Annotated in this window: 16 protein-coding genes; 10 read left to right on the top strand and 6 right to left on the bottom strand. The window is 64.5% G+C overall.

What is annotated here, in order from left to right:
* Window positions 1-12 precede the first annotated feature (12 nt).
* The 7 genes from AC07ZH_RS17335 (at window position 13) to AC07ZH_RS17305 (ending at window position 9,496) form a co-directional block, all read left to right on the top strand.
* Entirely contained in the window at window positions 13-894 is an 882-nt protein-coding gene (locus AC07ZH_RS17335; protein ID WP_495200719.1) for an SDR family oxidoreductase, read from the top strand.
* Window positions 891-2,513: an acyl-CoA carboxylase subunit beta gene (locus tag AC07ZH_RS17330; protein WP_495200715.1), complete on the top strand. Its 1,623-nt coding sequence runs from the start codon at window positions 891-893 to the stop codon at window positions 2,511-2,513. The genes AC07ZH_RS17335 and AC07ZH_RS17330 overlap by 4 nt, the downstream gene beginning before the upstream one ends.
* Before the next feature lie 38 nt (window positions 2,514-2,551).
* Window positions 2,552-3,706 carry an acyl-CoA dehydrogenase family protein gene (locus tag AC07ZH_RS17325; RefSeq protein ID WP_495200714.1) on the top strand — a complete coding sequence of 385 codons (1,155 nt, stop codon included), beginning with the start codon at window positions 2,552-2,554 and terminating at the stop codon, window positions 3,704-3,706.
* A 153-nt stretch (window positions 3,707-3,859) separates the two neighbouring features.
* Window positions 3,860-4,651 carry an enoyl-CoA hydratase/isomerase family protein gene (locus AC07ZH_RS17320; protein WP_495200713.1) on the top strand — a complete coding sequence of 264 codons (792 nt, stop codon included), beginning with the start codon at window positions 3,860-3,862 and terminating at the stop codon, window positions 4,649-4,651.
* A complete protein-coding gene (locus AC07ZH_RS17315; protein WP_495200712.1) occupies window positions 4,648-6,663 on the top strand; it encodes an acetyl/propionyl/methylcrotonyl-CoA carboxylase subunit alpha in 2,016 nt (671 codons plus the stop codon). Before AC07ZH_RS17320 ends, AC07ZH_RS17315 begins: the two co-directional genes overlap by 4 nt.
* Entirely contained in the window at window positions 6,660-7,538 is an 879-nt protein-coding gene (locus tag AC07ZH_RS17310) for a beta-keto acid cleavage family enzyme (RefSeq protein ID WP_495200711.1), read from the top strand. Before AC07ZH_RS17315 ends, AC07ZH_RS17310 begins: the two co-directional genes overlap by 4 nt.
* Before the next feature lie 92 nt (window positions 7,539-7,630).
* Window positions 7,631-9,496, top strand: coding sequence for an AMP-dependent synthetase/ligase (locus AC07ZH_RS17305; protein ID WP_495200710.1), 1,866 nt, complete (start codon window positions 7,631-7,633; stop codon window positions 9,494-9,496).
* Here the strand turns inward: AC07ZH_RS17305 and lgt are convergent.
* Window positions 9,472-10,311, bottom strand: a complete 840-nt coding sequence (gene lgt, locus AC07ZH_RS17300; protein ID WP_495200709.1) for a prolipoprotein diacylglyceryl transferase — start codon at window positions 10,309-10,311, stop codon at window positions 9,472-9,474. The two genes, AC07ZH_RS17305 and lgt, sit on opposite strands and share 25 nt — an antisense overlap.
* Before the next feature lie 72 nt (window positions 10,312-10,383).
* Here lgt and bfr point away from each other — a divergent pair, with 72 nt between their 5' ends.
* Window positions 10,384-10,860 carry a bacterioferritin gene (gene bfr / locus AC07ZH_RS17295; protein WP_119107456.1) on the top strand — a complete coding sequence of 159 codons (477 nt, stop codon included), beginning with the start codon at window positions 10,384-10,386 and terminating at the stop codon, window positions 10,858-10,860.
* Window positions 10,861-10,999: 139 nt separating this feature from the next.
* Here bfr and ilvD (AC07ZH_RS17290) read toward each other — a convergent pair whose 3' ends face one another.
* The gene (gene ilvD / locus AC07ZH_RS17290) at window positions 11,000-12,859 is read right to left on the bottom strand and encodes a dihydroxy-acid dehydratase (RefSeq protein WP_119107455.1); all 1,860 of its coding nucleotides are present in this window, start codon (window positions 12,857-12,859) and stop codon (window positions 11,000-11,002) included.
* Window positions 12,860-13,019: 160 nt separating this feature from the next.
* On the opposite strand from ilvD (AC07ZH_RS17290), the gene ilvD (AC07ZH_RS17285) reads away from it, so the two are divergent.
* Window positions 13,020-14,726, top strand: a complete 1,707-nt coding sequence (gene ilvD / locus AC07ZH_RS17285; RefSeq protein ID WP_495200708.1) for a dihydroxy-acid dehydratase — start codon at window positions 13,020-13,022, stop codon at window positions 14,724-14,726.
* A gap of 66 nt (window positions 14,727-14,792) precedes the next feature.
* Here the strand turns inward: ilvD (AC07ZH_RS17285) and AC07ZH_RS17280 are convergent, their stop codons facing one another.
* Entirely contained in the window at window positions 14,793-15,035 is a 243-nt protein-coding gene (locus AC07ZH_RS17280) for a TIGR04438 family Trp-rich protein (protein WP_119107453.1), read from the bottom strand.
* Between the two features lie 101 nt (window positions 15,036-15,136).
* On the opposite strand from AC07ZH_RS17280, the gene AC07ZH_RS17275 reads away from it, so the two are divergent.
* Complete coding sequence (locus AC07ZH_RS17275) at window positions 15,137-15,448, top strand: c-type cytochrome (protein WP_119108487.1); 312 nt, start codon at window positions 15,137-15,139, stop codon at window positions 15,446-15,448.
* Window positions 15,449-15,539: 91 nt separating this feature from the next.
* Here the strand turns inward: AC07ZH_RS17275 and AC07ZH_RS17270 are convergent, their stop codons facing one another.
* From AC07ZH_RS17270 to AC07ZH_RS17260, 3 genes are all read right to left on the bottom strand, one after another.
* Complete coding sequence (locus tag AC07ZH_RS17270; RefSeq protein WP_119107452.1) at window positions 15,540-16,004, bottom strand: LapA family protein; 465 nt, start codon at window positions 16,002-16,004, stop codon at window positions 15,540-15,542.
* A gap of 386 nt (window positions 16,005-16,390) precedes the next feature.
* A complete protein-coding gene (gene acs / locus AC07ZH_RS17265; RefSeq protein ID WP_119107451.1) occupies window positions 16,391-18,388 on the bottom strand; it encodes an acetate--CoA ligase in 1,998 nt (665 codons plus the stop codon).
* 99 nt (window positions 18,389-18,487) lie between these two features.
* Window positions 18,488-19,441 (bottom strand): NAD(P)H-dependent flavin oxidoreductase, encoded by a 954-nt coding sequence (locus AC07ZH_RS17260; RefSeq protein WP_495200707.1) that lies wholly within the window; start codon window positions 19,439-19,441, stop codon window positions 18,488-18,490.
* Between the last annotated feature and the right edge of the window lie 82 nt (window positions 19,442-19,523).

Genomic DNA, 19,523 nt, shown 5'->3' with positions numbered 1-19,523 from the left:
ATTGCCGGTTCCATGCCCCACCCCGCCCCGGCGCAGTACCAAAGTGTGTTTCGCGAACGGCTGTTTGCCGGCCGCACCATCTGGGTGACCGGCGGCGGGAGCGGCATTGGCCGCTGCACCGCGCACGAGCTGGCATCGCTGGGCGCGCACGTCGTGATCAGCGGGCGCACCGCCGAGAAGCTGGAGCGGGTGGCCAACGAAATCCGCGAGGACGGCGGCCAATGCGACACCCTGGCCTTTGACATCCGCGACGAAGATGCCGTGAAGGCCGCCGTCGCCGACGTGGTGGCGCGCTTCGGCGCCATCGCCGGCCTGGTCAACAACGCAGGCGGGCAGTTCCCTGCGCCGCTGCAAGCCATCAGCAAGCGCGGCTTCGAGGCGGTGGTCAACAACAACCTCACCGGCGGGTTTTTGATGATGCGCGAAGTGTTCGTGCAAAGCATGCAGGCGCATGGCGGCGCGATCGTCAACATGACGGCGGATTTTCGCAACGGCATGCCCGGCATGGCCCACTCGGGCGCCGCCCGCGCGGGCATGAGCAACCTGACCATGAGCGCAGCCTTTGAATGGGCGCAGGCCGGCGTGCGCGTCAACGCGGTGGCGCCCGGCTGGGTCGCCTCTTCGGGCATGGACAGCTACGGCGGCGCCATGCGCACGCTGATTCCGAAACTGCGCCAGCATGTGCCCATGCGGCGCCTGGCAACTGAGGCAGAGATCAGCGCGGCCATCGTCTTTTTGCTGAGCCCCGGTGCGTCCTTTATGACCGGCGTCACGCTGCAGATTGACGGCGCGGCATCGCTGGGCAGCGCCGTCTTCCCCACCTTGGAGCACAACCGCTGTCCGCCTTTTGAGGGCTTTCACCGCGCGCAGACGCCGGAGGTGCTCAAGCCATGACCGCTCTGCGCACCCTGATTGATGCCGGCAGCGAGGCCTTTCGCCGCAACGCCGAGCGCATGGCCGAACGCCTGGCGCAAGTGCAAGGCCTGCAAGGCAAGGTGGTGGCCGAGTCGGCTTCCAAACAAGAAAAGTTTGAGAAAAAGGGCCAGTTACTGCCGCGCGAGCGTATTGCGCGCCTGCTCGACCGGGGCAGCAGTTTTCTGGAACTGAGCCCCCTCGCAGGTTTGGGCATGCACGACGACGACGGCAAGAAGGCCGTGCTGGGCGGTGGCTCCATCGTGGGCATTGGCCAGGTGGCCGGCAAGCGCGTGCTGATTTCCGCGAGCGACAGCGCCGTCAAAGGCGGCACCGTGCCGCCCATGGGGCTCAAAAAAGCCCTGCGTGCGCAGGCCATCGCCCTGCAAAACAAGCTGCCGCTGATTGCGCTGGTCGAATCGGGCGGCGCCAACCTGATGTACCAGGCCGATATTTTTGTCGATGGCGGGCGTAGCTTTGCCAACCAGGCACGCCTCTCGGCCGCTGGCATCCCGCAGATTGCGGTGGTGCATGGCTCGTCCACGGCGGGTGGCGCCTATCTGCCGGGTTTGTCGGACTATGTGGTGCTGGTGAAAGGGCGCTCCAGCATCTACCTGGCCGGCCCGCCGTTGGTCAAGGCCGCCATTGGCGAAGACACCACCGACGAGGCGCTGGGCGGCAGCGAGCTGCATGCCAGCGTGACGGGCCTGGGCGAGTACCTGGCCGAGAACGACGCCCACGCGATTGCGCTCACGCGCGACTTGCTGGACCACCTGCCCTGGGATCTGGCGAGCACGCCGGAGGCCACCGTGCGCGCGCCGTTGTTCCCCGCCGAGGAACTTCTGGGAATTGTCCCGGCGGACGAGCGCGAGCCCTACGACGCCCGCGAGATCGTGGCGCGCATTGTGGATGGCTCGCACTTTCTTGAATTCAAAGCCGCTTTCGACAGCGACACGGTCTGCGGCCACGCGCGCATTAACGGCCACCACGTCGGCATCATCGCCAACAACGGCCCCATCCAGCCCACGGGGTCGGTGAAGGCGGCGCAGTTCATCCAGTTGTGCGACCAGAGCGGCACGCCACTGGTGTTTTTGCAGAACACCACGGGCTACATGGTGGGCACTGCGGCCGAGCGCGCTGGCGCCATCAAGCACGGCAGCAAGATGATCCAGGCCGTGGCCAATGCCCGGGTGCCCAAGTTCACCATCGTGGTCGGCGGCTCGTTTGGCGCCGGCAACTACGGCATGTGCGGGCGCGGGTTCGACCCGGACTTCATTTTCAGTTGGCCCAGCGCACGCACCGCCGTGATGGGCGGCGCGCAGGCCGCCATGGTCATGGAGATGATCAGCCGCGGCAAGTTGGAGCGCGCCGGCGTGCCGCTGGGCGAGCAGGCCGAGGCCGGCATCAAGGCCATGAGCGATCAACTCAAGCGCCGCCTGGACGCCGAGTCCGACGTGCTGTTCGGCACCGCCCGGCTGTGGGACGACGGAATCATCGACCCGCGCGACACCCGCAGCGTGCTCGCCCAGTGCCTGGCCATGGCGCGCGAGTCGCGCCAGCGCGTGCTGCACCCCAACACCTTTGGCGTGGCGCGCTTGTAAGCCTCCTGCCGCAACACTACTTTTCCGGAGAGAACCCCATGCAATTCACCCCCGAGCACGCGCAAATTTCCGACACCGTGCGCAAATTTGTCGCCAACGAAATCAACCCGCACACGGCCGAATGGGAAAAGGCTGGCCAGTTCCCAGCCCATGAAATCTTCAAAAAACTTGGCGACCTGGGCCTGCTGGGCATCAAGTACCCCAGCGAATACGGCGGCATGGGGCTCGACTTCAGCTACTCCATGGCCATGGCCGAGGCGCTGGGCGACTGCAACGTGGGCGGCGTGCCCATGGCCATTGGCGTGCAGACGGATATGTGCACCCCGGCGCTGGCGCGCTTTGGCTCGGACGAACTGCGCAAGGAATTTCTCGCCCCCGCCATTGCTGGCGACATGGTGGGCTGCATTGGCGTGAGCGAGGTGACGGGCGGCTCCGACGTGGCAGCCGTCAAAACCACAGCGAAGAAGGATGGCGGCGACTACGTCATCAACGGCTCCAAGATGTGGATCACCAACGGCATGCAGGCCGACTGGTGCTGCCTGCTGGCCAACACCTCGGACGGCCCGGTGCACAAGAACAAGTCGCTCATCATGCTGCCACTGAGCAGCCCCGGCGTGACGCGCCAGAAGATCGAGAAGATCGGCATGCATTCGAGCGACACGGCGCAACTCTTCTTCGACAACGTGCGCGTGCCGCAGCGCAACCTCATCGGCCAGGAAGGCGCGGGCTTCATGTTCCAGATGCTGCAGTTCCAGGAAGAGCGTTTGTACGGCGCCGCCGGGTGCCTGCGCTCGCTCGACAACCTCATCGACAAGACCATCGACTACACCCGCCAGCGCAGCACCTTTGGCCAGCCCATCCTGGACAACCAGGTGGTGCACTTCCGCCTGGCCGAGCTGCGCACCGAAGTCGAAGCCCTGCGCGCGCTGACCTACCGCGCCGTGGAATCGTATGTATCGGGCAAGGATGTCACCAAACTCGCCTCCATGGCCAAGCTCAAGGCCGGGCGCCTCTCGCGCGAAGTGGCCGACAGTTGCCTGCAGTACTGGGGCGGCATGGGTTTCACCGCCGAGAACCCCATTTCGCAGGCCTACCGCGACAGCCGCCTGATCTCGATTGGCGGTGGCGCGGACGAGATCATGCTGGGCATCATCTGCAAGCTCGAGGGCACGCTGCCGGGCAAGCAGCGGTAGTGCCGCATGCACACCCCGCGCGTTCAAGCGTCCAGGGAGGGCGTGCCGGCGGCCGATTTGTCTATGAGGCCGCCGGAACGCCCTCCCTGGGCGCCACCCCCAAACACCTCTTCACCTTCGTAGCTTGCTATGCAATTTATAGCTATAAACGCCGTGAATAAAGCGCAAGCGCTTGAAATCACCTTGAATCGGCCCGAGGCCCGCAACGCCATGTCGCTCAGCATGGTGCGCGAACTGCGCCAGGCGCTGGCGCATGCGGAATCCACGGCCGGCAGCGCGCACGCCACGCGCGTGGTGGTGCTGCGCGGCGCCGGTGGGCATTTCTGCGCCGGCGGCGACTTGAAGGACATGGCGGCCGCGCACCAGCGCGCCGCCCAGGCCGAGGGCGGTGCCGACCCGCTCGCCGAAGTCAACGCCGAATTCGGCCACCTGTGCGCCGCCTTCGCCGCCACGCCGCTGGCCGTGGTGGCGGTGCTGGAGGGCACGGTGATGGGCGGCGGCTTGGGTCTGGCCTGCGTGGCCGACGTGGCCATCGCCACCGAGACGGCAAACTTCCGCCTGCCGGAAACCTCGCTGGGCGTGGTGCCGGCGCAGATCGCACCCTTCCTCGTCGAGCGCCTGGGCTACTCGCAGGCCAAGCGCCTGGCCGTCACCGGCGGGCGGCTCGATGCGACACAAGCCCTGGCCATCGGCCTGGTACACCAGCAGGTGCCAACCACTGACGTGGACCGTGCTGTCCAGGCTGTGCTCGCCGACATCCTGGCCTGCGCACCCGAGGCGCTTGCCGCCACCAAGACGCTGATGGCCAAGGCGCGCTGGAACACCCCCGCTGCGCTGATTGATGAGGCCGCCGCCGTCTTCTCACGCGCCGTGCAAGGCCCCGAAGGCCAGGAAGGCACCAGCGCTTTTCTGCAGAAACGCAAACCGAACTGGGTTCCGGCATGACTTTTTCGAAAATCCTGATTGCCAACCGGGGGGAGATCGCTTGCAGGGTTATCAGGACCGCTCGCGCACTCGGCTACCGTACCGTCGCCGTGTATTCCGACGCCGATGCCCAGGCGCCCCATGTGGCGCTGGCCGATGAATCCGTGCGCATCGGCCCGGCACCGGCGGCAGAGAGTTATCTGTCGATCGATGCCTTGTTGCAAGCCGCGCGCCTCACCGGCGCCGATGCGGTGCACCCGGGCTACGGCTTCCTGTCCGAACGCGCCGATTTTGCGCAGGCGTGCACGGGCGCCGGTCTCGTTTTCATCGGCCCGCCCGCAGCGGCCATTACCGCCATGGGCGACAAGGCCGTCGCCAAGCGGCGCATGGTCGACGCCGGCGTGCCCTGCGCGCCCGGCTACCTGGGCGAGGACCAGAGCGACGAATGCCTGCTGCGCGAGGCCACCCGCTTACAACCCCCCTTGTTGGTCAAGGCCGTGAACGGCGGCGGCGGGCGCGGCATGCGCCTGGTGCGCGACCTGGCCGAGGTGCCCGAAGCCCTGGCGAGCGCACGGCGCGAAGCCACCAGCGCCTTTGGCGACGGCACGCTGATGCTGGAGCGCCTGATCGAAGGCGGCCGCCACATTGAAATCCAGGTGTTCGCCGATGCCCACGGGAACGCCGTGCACCTGGGCGAACGCGACTGCACGGCGCAGCGCCGGCGCCAGAAAGTGATTGAAGAAGCGCCCTCCCCCATCGTCTCGCCGCAGATGCGCGCGCAGATGGGCGCAGACGCCGTGGCCGCCGCCCTGGCGGTGGGCTACCAGGGCGCGGGCACGGTGGAATTCATCGTGGACAGCGAGAACCGCCACTACTTCCTGGAAATGAACACCCGCCTGCAGGTGGAGCACCCGGTGACCGAATGCGTGACCGGCCTGGACCTGGTGGAGTGGCAACTGCGCGTGGCAGCGGGCGAACCCCTGCCGCTGCAGCAGCAGCAGCAGCAGCAGCAGGATATCCAACTGAACGGCCACGCAATTGAAGTGCGTCTCTACGCGGAGGACCCTTACAACGGCTTTGCCCCGCAGACCGGCCCGGTGGCGTTCTGGCGCCCGGAACTGGCGCTGGCAGGCCGCGCGCGGGGGCAATGCGCCTATGGTGAGATACGCATCGACGCCGGCATTCGGGAAGGTGGCGAGATCAGCCCCTGGTACGACCCCATGGTGGCCAAGCTGATCGCACACGGCCGCGACCGCAACGACGCCATCCGCCGCCTGAGGGCCGCGTTGGAAGACAGCCCGCTGCTCGGTGTGCGCAACAATGCGCGCTTTCTGCGCGACCTGCTGGACCACCCCGACTTTCGTGCGGCGCGCATGCACACCACCACCATCGACCAGTGGGTGCAAGACAGTGAGCCGCTGCTGCAAGCACCGCTGGACGATGCCCATACCTGGGCCTTGGCCGCCGCTGCGCTGGTCGCGCAAACTTCCGGTGCGTTCCGCCCGGACAGCGTGGCCGCCTGGAGCACCACGCTGAGCCTGCAGGGCACGACCGAGAGCCGGGCCGTGCGCATCCGCCCCCACGGCGCGCAGGTGGCGGTGGAGCTGGCCAGCGGCGAAGCCTTCGACTTTGAACACATCGCCTGGCAAGACCAGCGCCTGCACTACCGCCAGGGCGGTGTGCAGCGGCAGGCCCTGTGCCTGCTGCAGGGCGGCCAGGTGACGCTGGCTTTGGGGGCAGTGGTGTTTGTCTTTGAAGAAAAATCACCCTTCCCGCAGACCGATCAGACCCTCGACCCACGCCAACTGCGTTCCCCCGTGGCGGGCACCGTCTGCGCCATCTCCGTCGCCGTGGGCGACCCGGTCAAGGCCGGCCAGCCGCTCGTCTGCGTCGAAGCCATGAAGATGGAAATGTGGCTCAGCGCCCGCGCGGATGGCACCGTCACCGCTCTGCATACCGAGCTGCGAGGCAGCGTGGCTGCAGGCAGCGTGCTGGCAGAACTTGAACTCACCCACGACGAGACCACGCCATGAGCCACGACAAAGCCATCCTCACCTGCGCCCTCACCGGCGTACTGACCAACCCCAAACAGCACCCCGTGCCTGTCACGCCTGAGCAGATGGCCGCACAGGCCCGCCAGGCATTCGACGCGGGCGCTTCCATCATGCACGTGCACGTCCGCGCTCAGCAAGAGGGCATGGGCCACATGCCCAGTTGGGATCCAGATGTGGCGCAGGACGTGGTGGACGCGATCCGCCAGGCCTGCCCCGGCGTCGTCATCAACCTGACCACGGGCGTCATCGGCAAGGACATCAGCGGGCCGCTCGCCTGCATCCGCCGCGTGCGCCCCGAAATTGCCGCGTGCAACGCCGGCAGCCTGAACTACCTCAAGCTCAAGGAAGACGGCAGCTGGGCCTGGCCACCCATGGTGTTTGACAACCCGGTGGCCAAGGTGCAGCAGTTTCTCGACGTGATGCAGGAGACCGGCACGCACCCCGAGTTCGAGTGCTTTGACGTGGGCATCGTGCGCTCGGTCACCATGTACATCAAGAACGGCATGCTGAGGCCCGACATGGGGCGCCCCGAATACAACCTGGTGATGGGCGTGGCCTCGGGCATGCCCTGCGATGCGCGCCTGCTCGAACTGCTGCCCGAGTGGATGGCACCGGGCGCCGTGTGGCAAACCACACTGATCGGCCGCCAGGAGATCTGGCCCGTGCACCAGAAAACGGCCGACCTGGGCGGCATGCTGCGCACCGGGCTGGAAGACACCTTCTACCTGCCCGACGGCAGCCGTGCCAGCGGCAACGGCCCGCTCATCGAAGCCCTTGCGCGATGCGCGCAGAACGCCGGGCGCGGCATCGCATCGCCTGCCGAGGCGCGGCAGATGCTGGGGCTGAAAGCCTGACCCTGCAGACCCTGGCCAAGGCCCCACCAGAAGGACCTGGCCACGCGCAGCCCCGCTGTGCCGGATACCCACAAGAACGCGGAGACACACACATGCCCATCACCCACGCCCAAAGAACGCCCCGAGCCGTCAGCGACTACCAATTCGCCAGTGTCCCAGCGCGCCTTTTGCGCACCGCTGCGCGCCAGCCCACGCATCCCGCCTACTGCGTGCGCGACGCCGCAGGCTGGCAGGCCACGAATTGGGGCGACTATGCCGCCGAGGTGCGCCAGGCCGCGCGCGCCCTGGTGGCGCTGGGGGTACAGCCGGGCGATGCCGTATGCATCCTGGGCTTCAACCGGCCGGAATGGACCACCATGGATCTCGCCGCCATGATGGTGGGGGGCGTGGCCGCCGGCATCTACTGGAGCAGCGCAGCCAACGAAATCGCCTACATCGTCGAACACAGCGGCTGCACGGTGCTGCTGGTGGAAAACGTGCAGCAATGGCAGAAGGCATCGTGCGAGCCGCAGGCGCTGTCCCGCCTGCACGCTGCGGTGATGATGCGGTGCGCCAGCACCGAAGCCCCTGCGCAAACCCCTGGCGGCATGGCCCCTCCCATGACCTGGAAGGCCTTCATGGCGCTCGGCGCCGGCATGGAGCACGATGCCGAGGTGCAGCAGCGCCTGGATGCCATCCAGGAAGGCGGCATTGCCACGCTGATCTATACCTCCGGCACCACGGGACACCCCAAGGCCGTGGAACTGACCCATGCCAACCTGAGCTGGACCTCTTCCGCCCTCTGTGCCGCCTTCGCCGTTGCGCCGCAGGACCGCCTGATTTCCTACCTGCCGCTGGCCCACGTGGCCGAGCAGATGGGCGCCATCTGCAACCATGTGCTGGCAGGCTACCAGCTGTACTTCGCCAACTCGCTTGAAACCCTGGGCGAGCACCTGCAGGAAGTGCACCCCACTATCTTCTTTGGTGTGCCCCGTGTCTGGGAAAAGCTGCAGGCAGCCATTGCCACCAAGCTGAACGCCGCCACCGGCCCCAAGGCCGCGCTGGCGCGCTGGGCACTGCGGGCTGGGCGCGACTGGCATGCCAAGGCCCTGCAAGGCCAGGAGCCCGGCGCCTGGCTCGGTCTGAAAAAGCGCCTGGCCGGCAAGCTGGTGCTCCACAAGGTGCAAAAGGCGCTCGGTTTTGACCAGGCGCGCATCCTGCTCTCGGGCGCAGCACCCATCGCCGTGGAGAACCTGCAGTTCTTCACCAGCCTGGACCTGCTCATCGGCGAGGTCTACGGCCAGTCGGAAGACAGCGGCCCCACCGCCATCAGCCTGCCAGGCTTCATCCGCATCGGAGCAGCAGGCAAGCCTCTGCCCGGCGTGCAGGTGCGCATTGCCGAGGACGGCGAAATCCTGGTCAAAGGGCCCAATGTGTTTGTGGGCTACCGCAGCCGCCCCGAAGCCACGGCCGAGGCCCTGCAGGACGGCTGGCTGCACAGCGGCGATCTGGGCCGCATCGACGCGGACGGTTTCATCTACGTCACCGGCCGCAAGAAGGATCTCCTCATCACCTCGGGCGGCAAGAACATCTCGCCGGGCAATATCGAGGCCGACCTGATGAACCTGCCCCTGGTGGAGCATGCCATCGTGGTGGGCGATTCGCGCCACTACCTGGCCGCGCTGCTCACGCTCAAACCTGACGTGCTGCGCGATTTTGCCCAGCAGCGCGGCTTGGCTGGCACGATGGAAGCTTGGTGCCGCAGCGCTGAAGTGAGTGAGGAACTGCAGCGCGGCGTGGATGCCGTCAACAGCCGGCAATCGCGCGTCGCGCAGGTGCGCAAATTCAGCGTGCTTGCGGATGCGCTTTCCATCGACAACGGCTGCCTCACGCCGACACAGAAAATCCGCCGCAACGTCGTGCAGCGGCAGTACGCCGCGGAAATCGAGACGCTTTACCGGGACAAGGCGGTGGGCTGAGCCTTGGCCGCACCCTGCCGGCCGCTGTAGATCCACAATCCTATGCCAGCCAAGATCATGGGCACACAGAGCCACTGCCCCATGCTCATGCCCAGCGACAGCAAGCCAAGGTAGTCGTCGGGCTCACGGAAGTATTCGGCCGTGAAGCGCAGCACGCCATAGCCAATGAGGAACGCTGCCGAGACACGGCCGCGCGGCCGCTCGTGACGGGCAAACAGCCAGAGCAGCACGAACAGCAGCAGGCCTTCAAGCAGAAACTGGTAAATCTGCGAGGGGTGGCGTGGCAGCATCGAACCACTCTGCGGGAACACCATGCCCCAGGGCAAATCAGGACTGGAGAAGCGCCCCCAGAGTTCGCCGTTGATGAAGTTGCCAATCCGCCCTGCCGCCAAGCCAGTGGGCACACAGGGTGCGACAAAGTCGGCCACCTCCAGCCACGGGCGCTTGCGTGAGTGGGCGAACCAGATCATTGAGGCGACTACGCCCAGCAGCCCGCCATGAAAGCTCATGCCGCCCTTCCAGATGGCAAAAATTTCCAGCGGATGGCTGCCATAGAAACCAGGTTTGTAGAACAGGCAGTAGCCCAGACGCCCCCCCAGCACCACGCCGACGACGCCCAGAAACAAGATGTCTTCCACATCCTTGCGCGTCCAGGCGCGCGGGCCCGCCATGGAAACAAACGGCTCGTGGTTCAGGCGCAGCGTGCCCAACCACATGAAAAAGCCGAATGCGGCGAGATAGGTCAGGCCATACCAGTGGATGGCGAGCGGGCCAATTTGCAGGGCAATCGGATTGAAATGGGGATACATCAGCATGGTGGCCGGTATTGTGCCTGTGCCCACGCTTGTGCCTGCGCGATACTGGCGGCCGCACACGAAGGAAACACCATGCAGGGCCATCCAGACGTTATTGCCTATTTCAAGGAACTGCTGCGCGGCGAACTGGCCGCCCGCGACCAATATTTCATCCACTCGCGCATCTATGAAGACCAAGGCCTCACGCGCCTCTTCACCCGAATGGACCACGAGATGCAGGAAGAGACCCAGCACGCCGACGCCCTGCTGCGCCGCATCCTGTTCCTGGGCGGCACGCCCGACATGCGGCCCCGAGAATTTGCCTTTGGCAGCACCGTGCCCGAGATGCTGCAAAAAGACTTGGCACTGGAATACGAAGTGCGCGCGGCCCTGCAAAAAGGCATGGCACTGTGCGAGAGCGTGGCCGACTACGTGGGCCGCGACCTGCTGCTGACCCAATTGCACGACACCGAGGAAGACCACGCCTACTGGCTGGAAAAGCAACTGGCCCTGATCGAGAAGCTTGGCCTCCAAAACTACCTGCAAAGCCAGATCGAAGAGACAGCCTGAGTAGCCTGGCAGGACGAAGAAAGTAGTTAAATCAGCCTCTAGCGCTTATGCAGAAAGCGTCAATAGCTATCAACTAAATAGCAAAAGGTTCGCCAACCAAGGCTGGCGAACCTCCCAGGGATGACCAGTCTTGGCCGCTTCAATCGTCCAGCAGCGACACGTCGCGCACGGCGCCCTTGTCGGCCGACATCACCAGCTTGGCATAGGCCTTGAGCGCACTTGAGACCTTGCGCGGGCGTGGCTGTGCCGGCTTCCAGCCCTTGGCGTCTTGCTCGACTCGGCGCTTGGCCAGTTCCTCGTCAGACACCAGCACGTTGATGCTGCGGTTCGGGATGTCGATGCGGATACGGTCGCCCGTGCGCACCAGGCCAATCGCGCCACCGGCCGCCGCTTCGGGCGACGCATGGCCGATCGACAGGCCGGACGTACCGCCCGAAAACCGCCCATCGGTCAGCAGCGCACAGGCCTTGCCCAGGCCCTTGGACTTGATGTAGCTTGTGGGGTAGAGCATCTCCTGCATGCCAGGGCCGCCCTTGGGGCCTTCGTAGCGCACGATGACCACGTCGCCGGCCTTCACTTTGTCGTCCAGGATGTTGGCCACGGCCTCGTCCTGCGACTCGACCACGTGCGCCGGGCCTTCGAATACCAGCAGCGCATCGTCCACGCCGGCCGTCTTGACCACGCAGCCGTTCAGGGCGATGTTGCCGGTCAGCACGGCCAAGCCACCTTCTTGCGAGAAGGCATGGTCATAGGCACGGATGCAGCCGTCCTTGCGGTCCATGTCGAGGCTGGGCCAGCGGGCGTTCTGGCTGAAGGCCACCTGGGTGGGAATGCCACCGGGGCCGGCCAGGTAGAAAGTCTTGACAGCCTCCGACGGATGGCGGGCGATGTCCCATTCGTCCAGCGCATCCTTCATGGTTTTTGCGTGCACCGTGGGCGTGTCGGTATGCAGTTTGCCAGCTCGGTCGAGCTCACCGAGGATGGCCATGATGCCGCCTGCGCGGTGCACGTCTTCCACGTGGTACTTGTCGGTGTTGGGCGCCACCTTGCACAGCTGCGGCACCGTGCGCGAGAGGCGGTCGATGTCCGCCATGGTGAACTCGATTTCGGCCTCCTGCGCGATGGCCAGGATGTGCAGGATGGTGTTGGTCGAGCCGCCCATGGCGATATCCAGCGCCATGGCGTTCTCGAACGCCTTGAAGCCCATGGAACGCGGGAGCACGCTGGCGTCGTCCTGTTGGTAGTAGCGCTGGCACAGCTCGACTACCAGACGGCCAGCGCGCTTGAACAGCGCTTCGCGATCGGCGTGTGTGGCCACCAAGGTACCGTTACCAGGCAGCGAGAGGCCCAGCGCCTCGGTCAGGCAGTTCATCGAATTGGCCGTGAACATGCCCGAGCACGAGCCGCAGGTCGGGCAGGCAGAGCGCTCCACCTCGGCCACCTCGGCATCGGACACCTTGTCGTCCGCCGCCATCACCATGGCGTCGATCAGGTCGAGCTTTCTGACCGTGATCGAACGGGCCGCGGGCGTGGCCGACTGCACCTTGCCCGCTTCCATCGGGCCACCGGAGACAAACACCACGGGGATGTTCAGCCGCATGGCGGCCATCAGCATGCCGGGGGTGATCTTGTCGCAGTTGGAGATGCACACCATGGCGTCGGCGCAATGGGCGTTGACCATGTACTCGACCGAGTCGGCAATGATGTCGCGGCTGGGCAGCGAATACAGCATGCCGTCGTGGCCCATGGCGATGCCGTCGTCCACGGCAATGGTGTTGAATTCCTTCGCCACACCACCCGCCGCCTCGATTTCGCGCGCCACCAACTGGCCGAGGTCTTTCAGGTGCACGTGGCCGGGAACGAACTGGGTGAAGGAGTTGACCACGGCAACGATGGGTTTTTGAAAATCATCGTCTTTCATGCCAGTGGCACGCCACAGGGCGCGGGCGCCAGCCATGTTGCGGCCGGCGGTGGAAGTCTTGGAACGGTAAGCGGGCATCGTTGAGTTGGGCGAATGGTTACTGGGAGGTCGCGTTTAATTATCCTTTAGCCGTTGCGCTGCCACCGGACATATCAGGCCCGGTGCAAGAACAGCAGCAGACTGCAAACGCGTGGCACCCCACGCCATGGCTCTCCCCTCTCCAATGAAAAGGTACTCCATGAGCGACAACAAGGTCATCCCCATCCGGCCCGTGAACGAACGCAGCGCCCACATCACGCAAGGCAAATCGCGTGCGCCCAACCGCTCCATGTACTACGCCATGGGCTACCAGGAGTCCGATTTCTCCAAACCCATGGTCGGCGTGGCCAACGGCCACAGCACCATCACACCCTGCAATTCGGGCTTGCAGAAGCTGGCAGATGCCGCCATCGAAGGCATCGAGGAAGCGGGCGGCAATGCCCAGGTGTTTGGCACACCCACCATTTCGGACGGTATGGCGATGGGCACCGAGGGCATGAAGTACAGCTTGGTGAGCCGCGAAGTCATCAGTGACTGCATCGAGACCTGCGTGCAGGGCCAATGGATGGACGGCGTGGTGGTGATTGGCGGCTGCGACAAGAACATGCCCGGCGGACTGATGGGCATGCTGCGCGCCAATGTGCCCGCCATCTACGTCTACGGCGGCACCATTCTTCCGGGGCGCTACCAGGGCAAGGACCTGAACATCGTCAGCGTCTTCGAGGCCGTGGGCGAAAACGCTGCGGGGAAACTGAGTGACCACGATCTGCATGAGATCGAAAAGCGTGCCATCCCCGGCACCGGCTCCTGCGGCGGCATGTACACGGCCAATACCATGTCAAGTGCGTTTGAAGCCCTCGGCATCAGCCTGCCCTACTCGTCCACCATGGCCAACCCGCACGACGAAAAACGCAATTCGGCCAAGGAGTCGGCCCGCGTGCTGATCGAGGCCATCAAGAAGAACATCAAACCGCGCGATATCGTGACGCGCAAGAGCATCGAAAACGCCGTGGCCGTCATCATGGCGATTGGCGGTTCGACCAACGCCGTGCTGCACTTCCTGGCCATCGCGCATGCGGCCGAGGTGGAATGGACCATCGACGACTTCGAACGCGTGCGCCAGAAAACCCCGGTGCTGTGCGATCTCAAGCCCAGCGGCCAGTATCTGGCAGTGGATCTGCACCAGGCCGGCGGCATTCCGCAGGTCATGAAGATGCTGCTAAGCGCAGGGCTTCTGCATGGCGACTGCCTGACGATTACCGGCCAGACCATTGCCGAAGTGCTCAAGGACGTGCCCGACGCGCCGCGCGCCGACCAGAACGTGATTCGCCCCATCGACAAGCCCATGTACGCGCAAGGACACCTGGCGATCCTCAAGGGCAACCTGAGCCCCGAAGGCGCGGTGGCCAAGATCACCGGCTTGAAAAATCCGGTGATTACCGGCCCGGCGCGCGTGTTTGATGACGAGCAATCGGCCCTGCAGGCGATTCTCGACGGCAAGATCGTCGCGGGCGACGTGATGGTGCTGCGCTACCTCGGCCCCAAGGGCGGGCCTGGCATGCCGGAGATGCTGGCACCAACGGGCGCGCTGATCGGCGCAGGCCTGGGCGAGAGCGTCGGCTTGATTACCGACGGGCGTTTTTCCGGCGGCACCTGGGGCATGGTGGTGGGCCACGTTGCGCCAGAAGCGGCGGCCGGCGGCACGATTGCCTTCGTGTACGAGGGCGACTCGATCACCATCGACGCGCACCGGCTGATTCTGGAACTCAACGTCCCCGAGGCCGAAATCGCCCGGCGCCGCGCGCTCTGGCAAGCGCCTGCACCACGCTACCGGCGAGGCGTACAGGCCAAGTTCGCCTTCAATGCCGCAAGCGCCAGCAAGGGTGCGGTACTCGACAACTATTGAGGATCAAAAAACAAAAGCGTCCGGAGCACGCTCCAGACGCTTTTCGTGTGTGGCGAAGCAACAACCTCAACGCGGACGGCGTGGGCGAATACCCATGGCCTCCTTGTTCCGGTCAATGCGCTCCTGCTTGCGCTGGTCCATCTTTTCCATGGCTTTGCGTTTGGTATAGCCTGTGCTGTCAGCCCAAGCCCACCACAAAAGCGTTACAGCAAACGGGGACAGCACCCACCACCAGGACCATGTGGCGACGGGGTTGATCTCAAGATACTTGAGAAGCACAAGAAGAATGCCAAGACCAAGTGCGTACATGATGTTCCTCAATAATGAATGTGGGATTCCCCATTGCTCCACCTGGAGTCATTACAATCATCTTTGCAGCAATGTAACCCAACGAAGGAACCACCACCATGATGAAACGCACCCTGCTTGCTTTCGCGATCACCGTGTCTGTTGCCGCTCCGGCAATGGCCGACGACGGCCTCGCGCTCGCCCAATCGAAAAACTGCCTAGCCTGCCACGCCGTCGACAAGAAGGTGGTCGGCCCTGCTTACAAGGACGTGGCCAAGAAATTCGCAGGCCAAAAGGACGCCGTGGCCATGCTGACCGACAAGATCATGAAGGGCAGCCAAGGCGTGTGGGGTCCGGTGCCCATGCCCCCAAACACGCAGGTCAACGCAGCCGAGGCCAAGCAACTGGCAACCTGGGTGCTGTCGCTCAAGTAAGCCCGACAACGCCTTCGGGCGTTTGACGCCTCACGGCTGCCCTGTTGCACACAGGGCAGCCGTTATTTTTTGAGCCCCTGCTTATGCGTGCTCATTCGACGGCCCGCCCCGGCGCACGCAACTGGTGCTCCAGCTGCCCCACGCAAGCAGCCATGGTGTTGTCCGATTCATTGGCCCGCGCCAAGAGGCGTGACTCAAGCGTCTCGATGCGTGCCATCAGTGCCGAATGGGTTTCCTGGCTTTGCTTGTGCAGGAAGGTCTTCATTTCGGTGAAGCGCGAGGCCTCGGCCTTGTCGGCAAGCTCTCGCTGTGCCTGCATCTCCTTGCCGTGTCGGCGCGTCTCCAGCAGCACGGACCCTTGCAGCCACAGGACATAGGCGATAAACAAGGCGGTCAGCAGCGTGGTCAGGGCCAGCATCACCATGCCCAAGGGCGCCTCGACCGTGACAACACCCAGAGACATGGGCGCTGGCGCTGCAAGCGTCGCCCAGTTGAGGAATGCCAGCGCCGCCATGGCAGCCATGGTGAGCATGAGCAACAGAGATCGCAGGTTCATGGTGTCCTCGCAGTCTGCACAAATTTGCGCACAACACAGCGCACCCCGGACTTGTACCCGATTCTGTCCGCGTGCAACACCTCGCCAACGAAATTTGGCTTAGGGCAATGCTGAACAAGTCCCTCACGCGCCGCGCATCCGTCCCTCGGGCGGTCTGCGGCGTTGCAAATCCTCGCCATAGCTGCGGCTATGGCTGCGGTTCGCGCCTTGCATCCCATCCCGATGCACGGCGCGCGTCATCGCGGCGACTTATTCAGCATCGCCTCAGTTGGCCTGGGCCAACTGAGCTTTACAGAGGATTTTTCTGCTGCTTCGCATCGCTGCGCGGCAGGAGTGCGTCAAACTCCGCCAGCGCTGCACACTGGCGCCATTCGGCGCCTTCTGGATCAGTTGGACTGGGCCAACTGTTCCAGAATTGCGGGATTCTCCAGCGTGCTGGTGTCCTGGGTGATGGCTTCGCCCTTGGCGATGGAGCGCAGCAGGCGGCGCATGATCTTGCCGCTGCGCGTCTTGGGCAAGTTATCGCCAAAGCGGATGTCCTTGGGCTTGGCGATGGGACCAATTTCCTTGGCCACCCAGTCGCGCAGTTCCTTGGCGATCTGCTTGGCTTCCTCGCCCGTGGGACGGCTGCGCTTCAAGACGACAAAGGCGCAGATGGCCTCGCCCGTGAGATCGTCCGGGCGGCCCACCACGGCGGCTTCGGCAACCAAATCCGTCTTGGCCACCAGAGCAGATTCGATTTCCATCGTGCCCATGCGGTGTCCGGAGACGTTCAGCACGTCGTCGATACGGCCAGTGATGCGGAAGTAGCCGCGATCGGCCGAGCGCACGGCGCCATCCCCCGCGAGATAGGTTTTGCCGCCCATTTCATCGGGGAAATAGCTCTTCTTGAAACGCTCCGGGTCGCCCCAGATGGTGCGGATCATGCTCGGCCAAGGGCGCTTGATGACCAACATGCCGCCGGAGCCGTTGGGGATGTCGTTCCCCGTTTCGTCCACGATGGCGGCCATGATGCCGGGCAGCGGCAAGGTGCAGCTGCCGGGAACCAGCGGCGTGGCGCCAGGCAGCGGGGTAATGACGTGGCCGCCGTTTTCGGTCTGCCAGAACGTGTCCACCACCGGGCAGCGCTCCCCGCCGACATTTTTGTAGTACCACATCCAGGCTTCGGGGTTGATGGGCTCGCCCACGCTGCCCAGAATGCGCAGGCTCGACAAATCCGAACGGTCGGGGTGCACGACCGGATCGGCCTCGGCCGCCTTGATAAGCGAGCGGATGGCCGTGGGCGCCGTGTAGAACACGGTGCACTTGTGGCGCTCGATCATCTGCCAGAAGCGACCAGCGTTCGGGTAGGTGGGGATGCCTTCAAAAATAATCTGCGTGGCACCTGCCGCCAGAGGTCCATACGTGACGTAGGTATGGCCGGTGATCCAGCCGATGTCGGCCGTGCACCAGAACACGTCACTGGGCTGGAGGTCGAAGGTCCAATCCATTGTCACCTTGGCCCACATCAGGTAACCGGCGGTGCTGTGCTGCACGCCCTTGGGCTTGCCGGTGGAGCCGGAGGTATAGAGGATGAAGAGCGGATGCTCGGCGCCCACGGCAACCGGCTCGCAGTGGTCGGATTGGCCTTGCATCGCCTGACTGAACGTCAGGTCACGCCCGGCCACCATGTTGCACGCGGTCTTGGTGCGCTCGAACACCAGCACATTGCGCACCTTCTCGCAACCCCCCATGGAGAGGGCTTCGTCGATGATGGCTTTGAGCGGCAACTCCTTGCCGCCACGCAATTGGGCATTGGCAGTAATGACGACGCTGGCGCCCACGTCAATGACGCGTTCGTGCACGGCCTTGGCCGAAAAACCGCCAAACACCACGCTGTGGATGGCGCCCAGGCGCGCGCAGGCCTGCATGGCCACCACGCCCTCGATGGTCATGGGCATGTAGATCAAGACCCGATCGCCCTTGACCACGCCGAGCGCCTTGAGCGCATTGGCAAAGCGGCTGACGCGGCCCAGCAGCTCCTTGTAGCTGACACGGGTTATCGCGCCGTCATCGGCCTCGAAAATGATCGCCGTCTTGTTCTCGGCGGCCGTGCCCATGTGGCGATCCAGGCAGTTGGCCGAGGCATTGAGCTCGCCGTCTGCGTACCACTGGTAGAACGGCGCATTGGATTCGTCCAGCGTCTGTGTGAACGGCTTGGTCCACTGCAGGTGTTCGCGGCCGAGCCGCGCCCAGAAACCTTCGTAGTCCGCGGCTGCTTCGGCGCACAAGGCCTCATAGGCGGGCATGCCGGAGATGCGCGCGGCCTTTACCGTCGCTTCGCTGGGGGGAAAAACACGGTTCTCGACGAGGGTGGATTCAATGGCAGACGAAGGCGCGCTCATGGGGGGAAGTCTCCTGAAAGTCATGGGGATGGCTCCCGCCAATGTCGGCGCTGGCACTTACAACGCACTGACGGGCCCTGTTGGCCCGCGCGCTTGCCTCTACAGGGCGAGTCGTGCGCGAGCTGACCGGTATTGTGCCCGCAAGCGATCCACCAAAATAGCCGTGCTGGTGATCTCGGTCACTGCACCTATGCCTTGGCCACAGCCCCAGATGTCTTTCCAGGCCTTCTTGGCGTCACCGCCAAAATTCATCTTGCTCGGATCGGACTCGGGCAAGTGGTCCGGGTCCATGCCGGCAGCGCGGATGGAAGGCGCCAGGTAGTTGCCATGCACGCCGGTGAAGAGGTTGCTGTAGACGATATCGTCGGAGTTGCCGTCCACGATGGCTTGCTTGTAGGCGTCGCTGGCGCGCGCCTCCTCGGTGGCAATGAAGGCCGAGCCGATGTAGGCGAAATCGGCCCCCAGGGCCTGGGCGGCCAGTATGGCGTCGCCGGTGGCGATCGCGCCACTGAGGGCAATGGGGCCATCAAACCATTGGCGGATTTCCTGGATCAGCGCGAACGGGCTCTTGACGCCCGCATGGCCCCCCGCACCGGCAGCGACCGCAATCAGGCCATCGGCACCCTTCTCAATCGCCTTGTGCGCGAACTTGTTGTTGATGATGTCGTGCAGCACGATGCCGCCCCAGCTGTGCACGGCCTGGTTCACGTCCTCGCGCGCACCCAGGCTGGTGATGACGATGGGCACCTTGTATTTGGCGCACACCTGCATGTCGTGCTCCAGCCGGTCGTTGCTCTTGTGCACGATCTGGTTGATGGCGAACGGCGCCGCAGGCTGCTCCGGGTGCGCCTTGTCCCAGGCCGCCAGGGTTTCGGTGATTTCGGCCAGCCACTCGTCCAACTGCTCGGCGGGGCGGGCATTGAGCGCCGGCATGGAACCCACGATGCCAGCCTTGCACTGCGCGATGACCAGCTTGGGGTTGCTGATGATGAACAGCGGCGAGCCAATCACGGGAAGCGAGAGATGCTGCAAAACAGGGGGAAGCTTGGGCATGGCACTCAAAATTTAGGTAAAAATAGCTTCTAGCGCTTATGTGCAAAGCGCTAGAAGCTATCTATTTAATAGCAAATCTGGC

The organism is Simplicispira sp. GW247-4R2A (assembly GCF_059424465.1).
The sequence above is the reverse complement of the archived record's forward strand: the minus strand, read 5'-3'. Positions and strand labels throughout refer to the sequence as shown.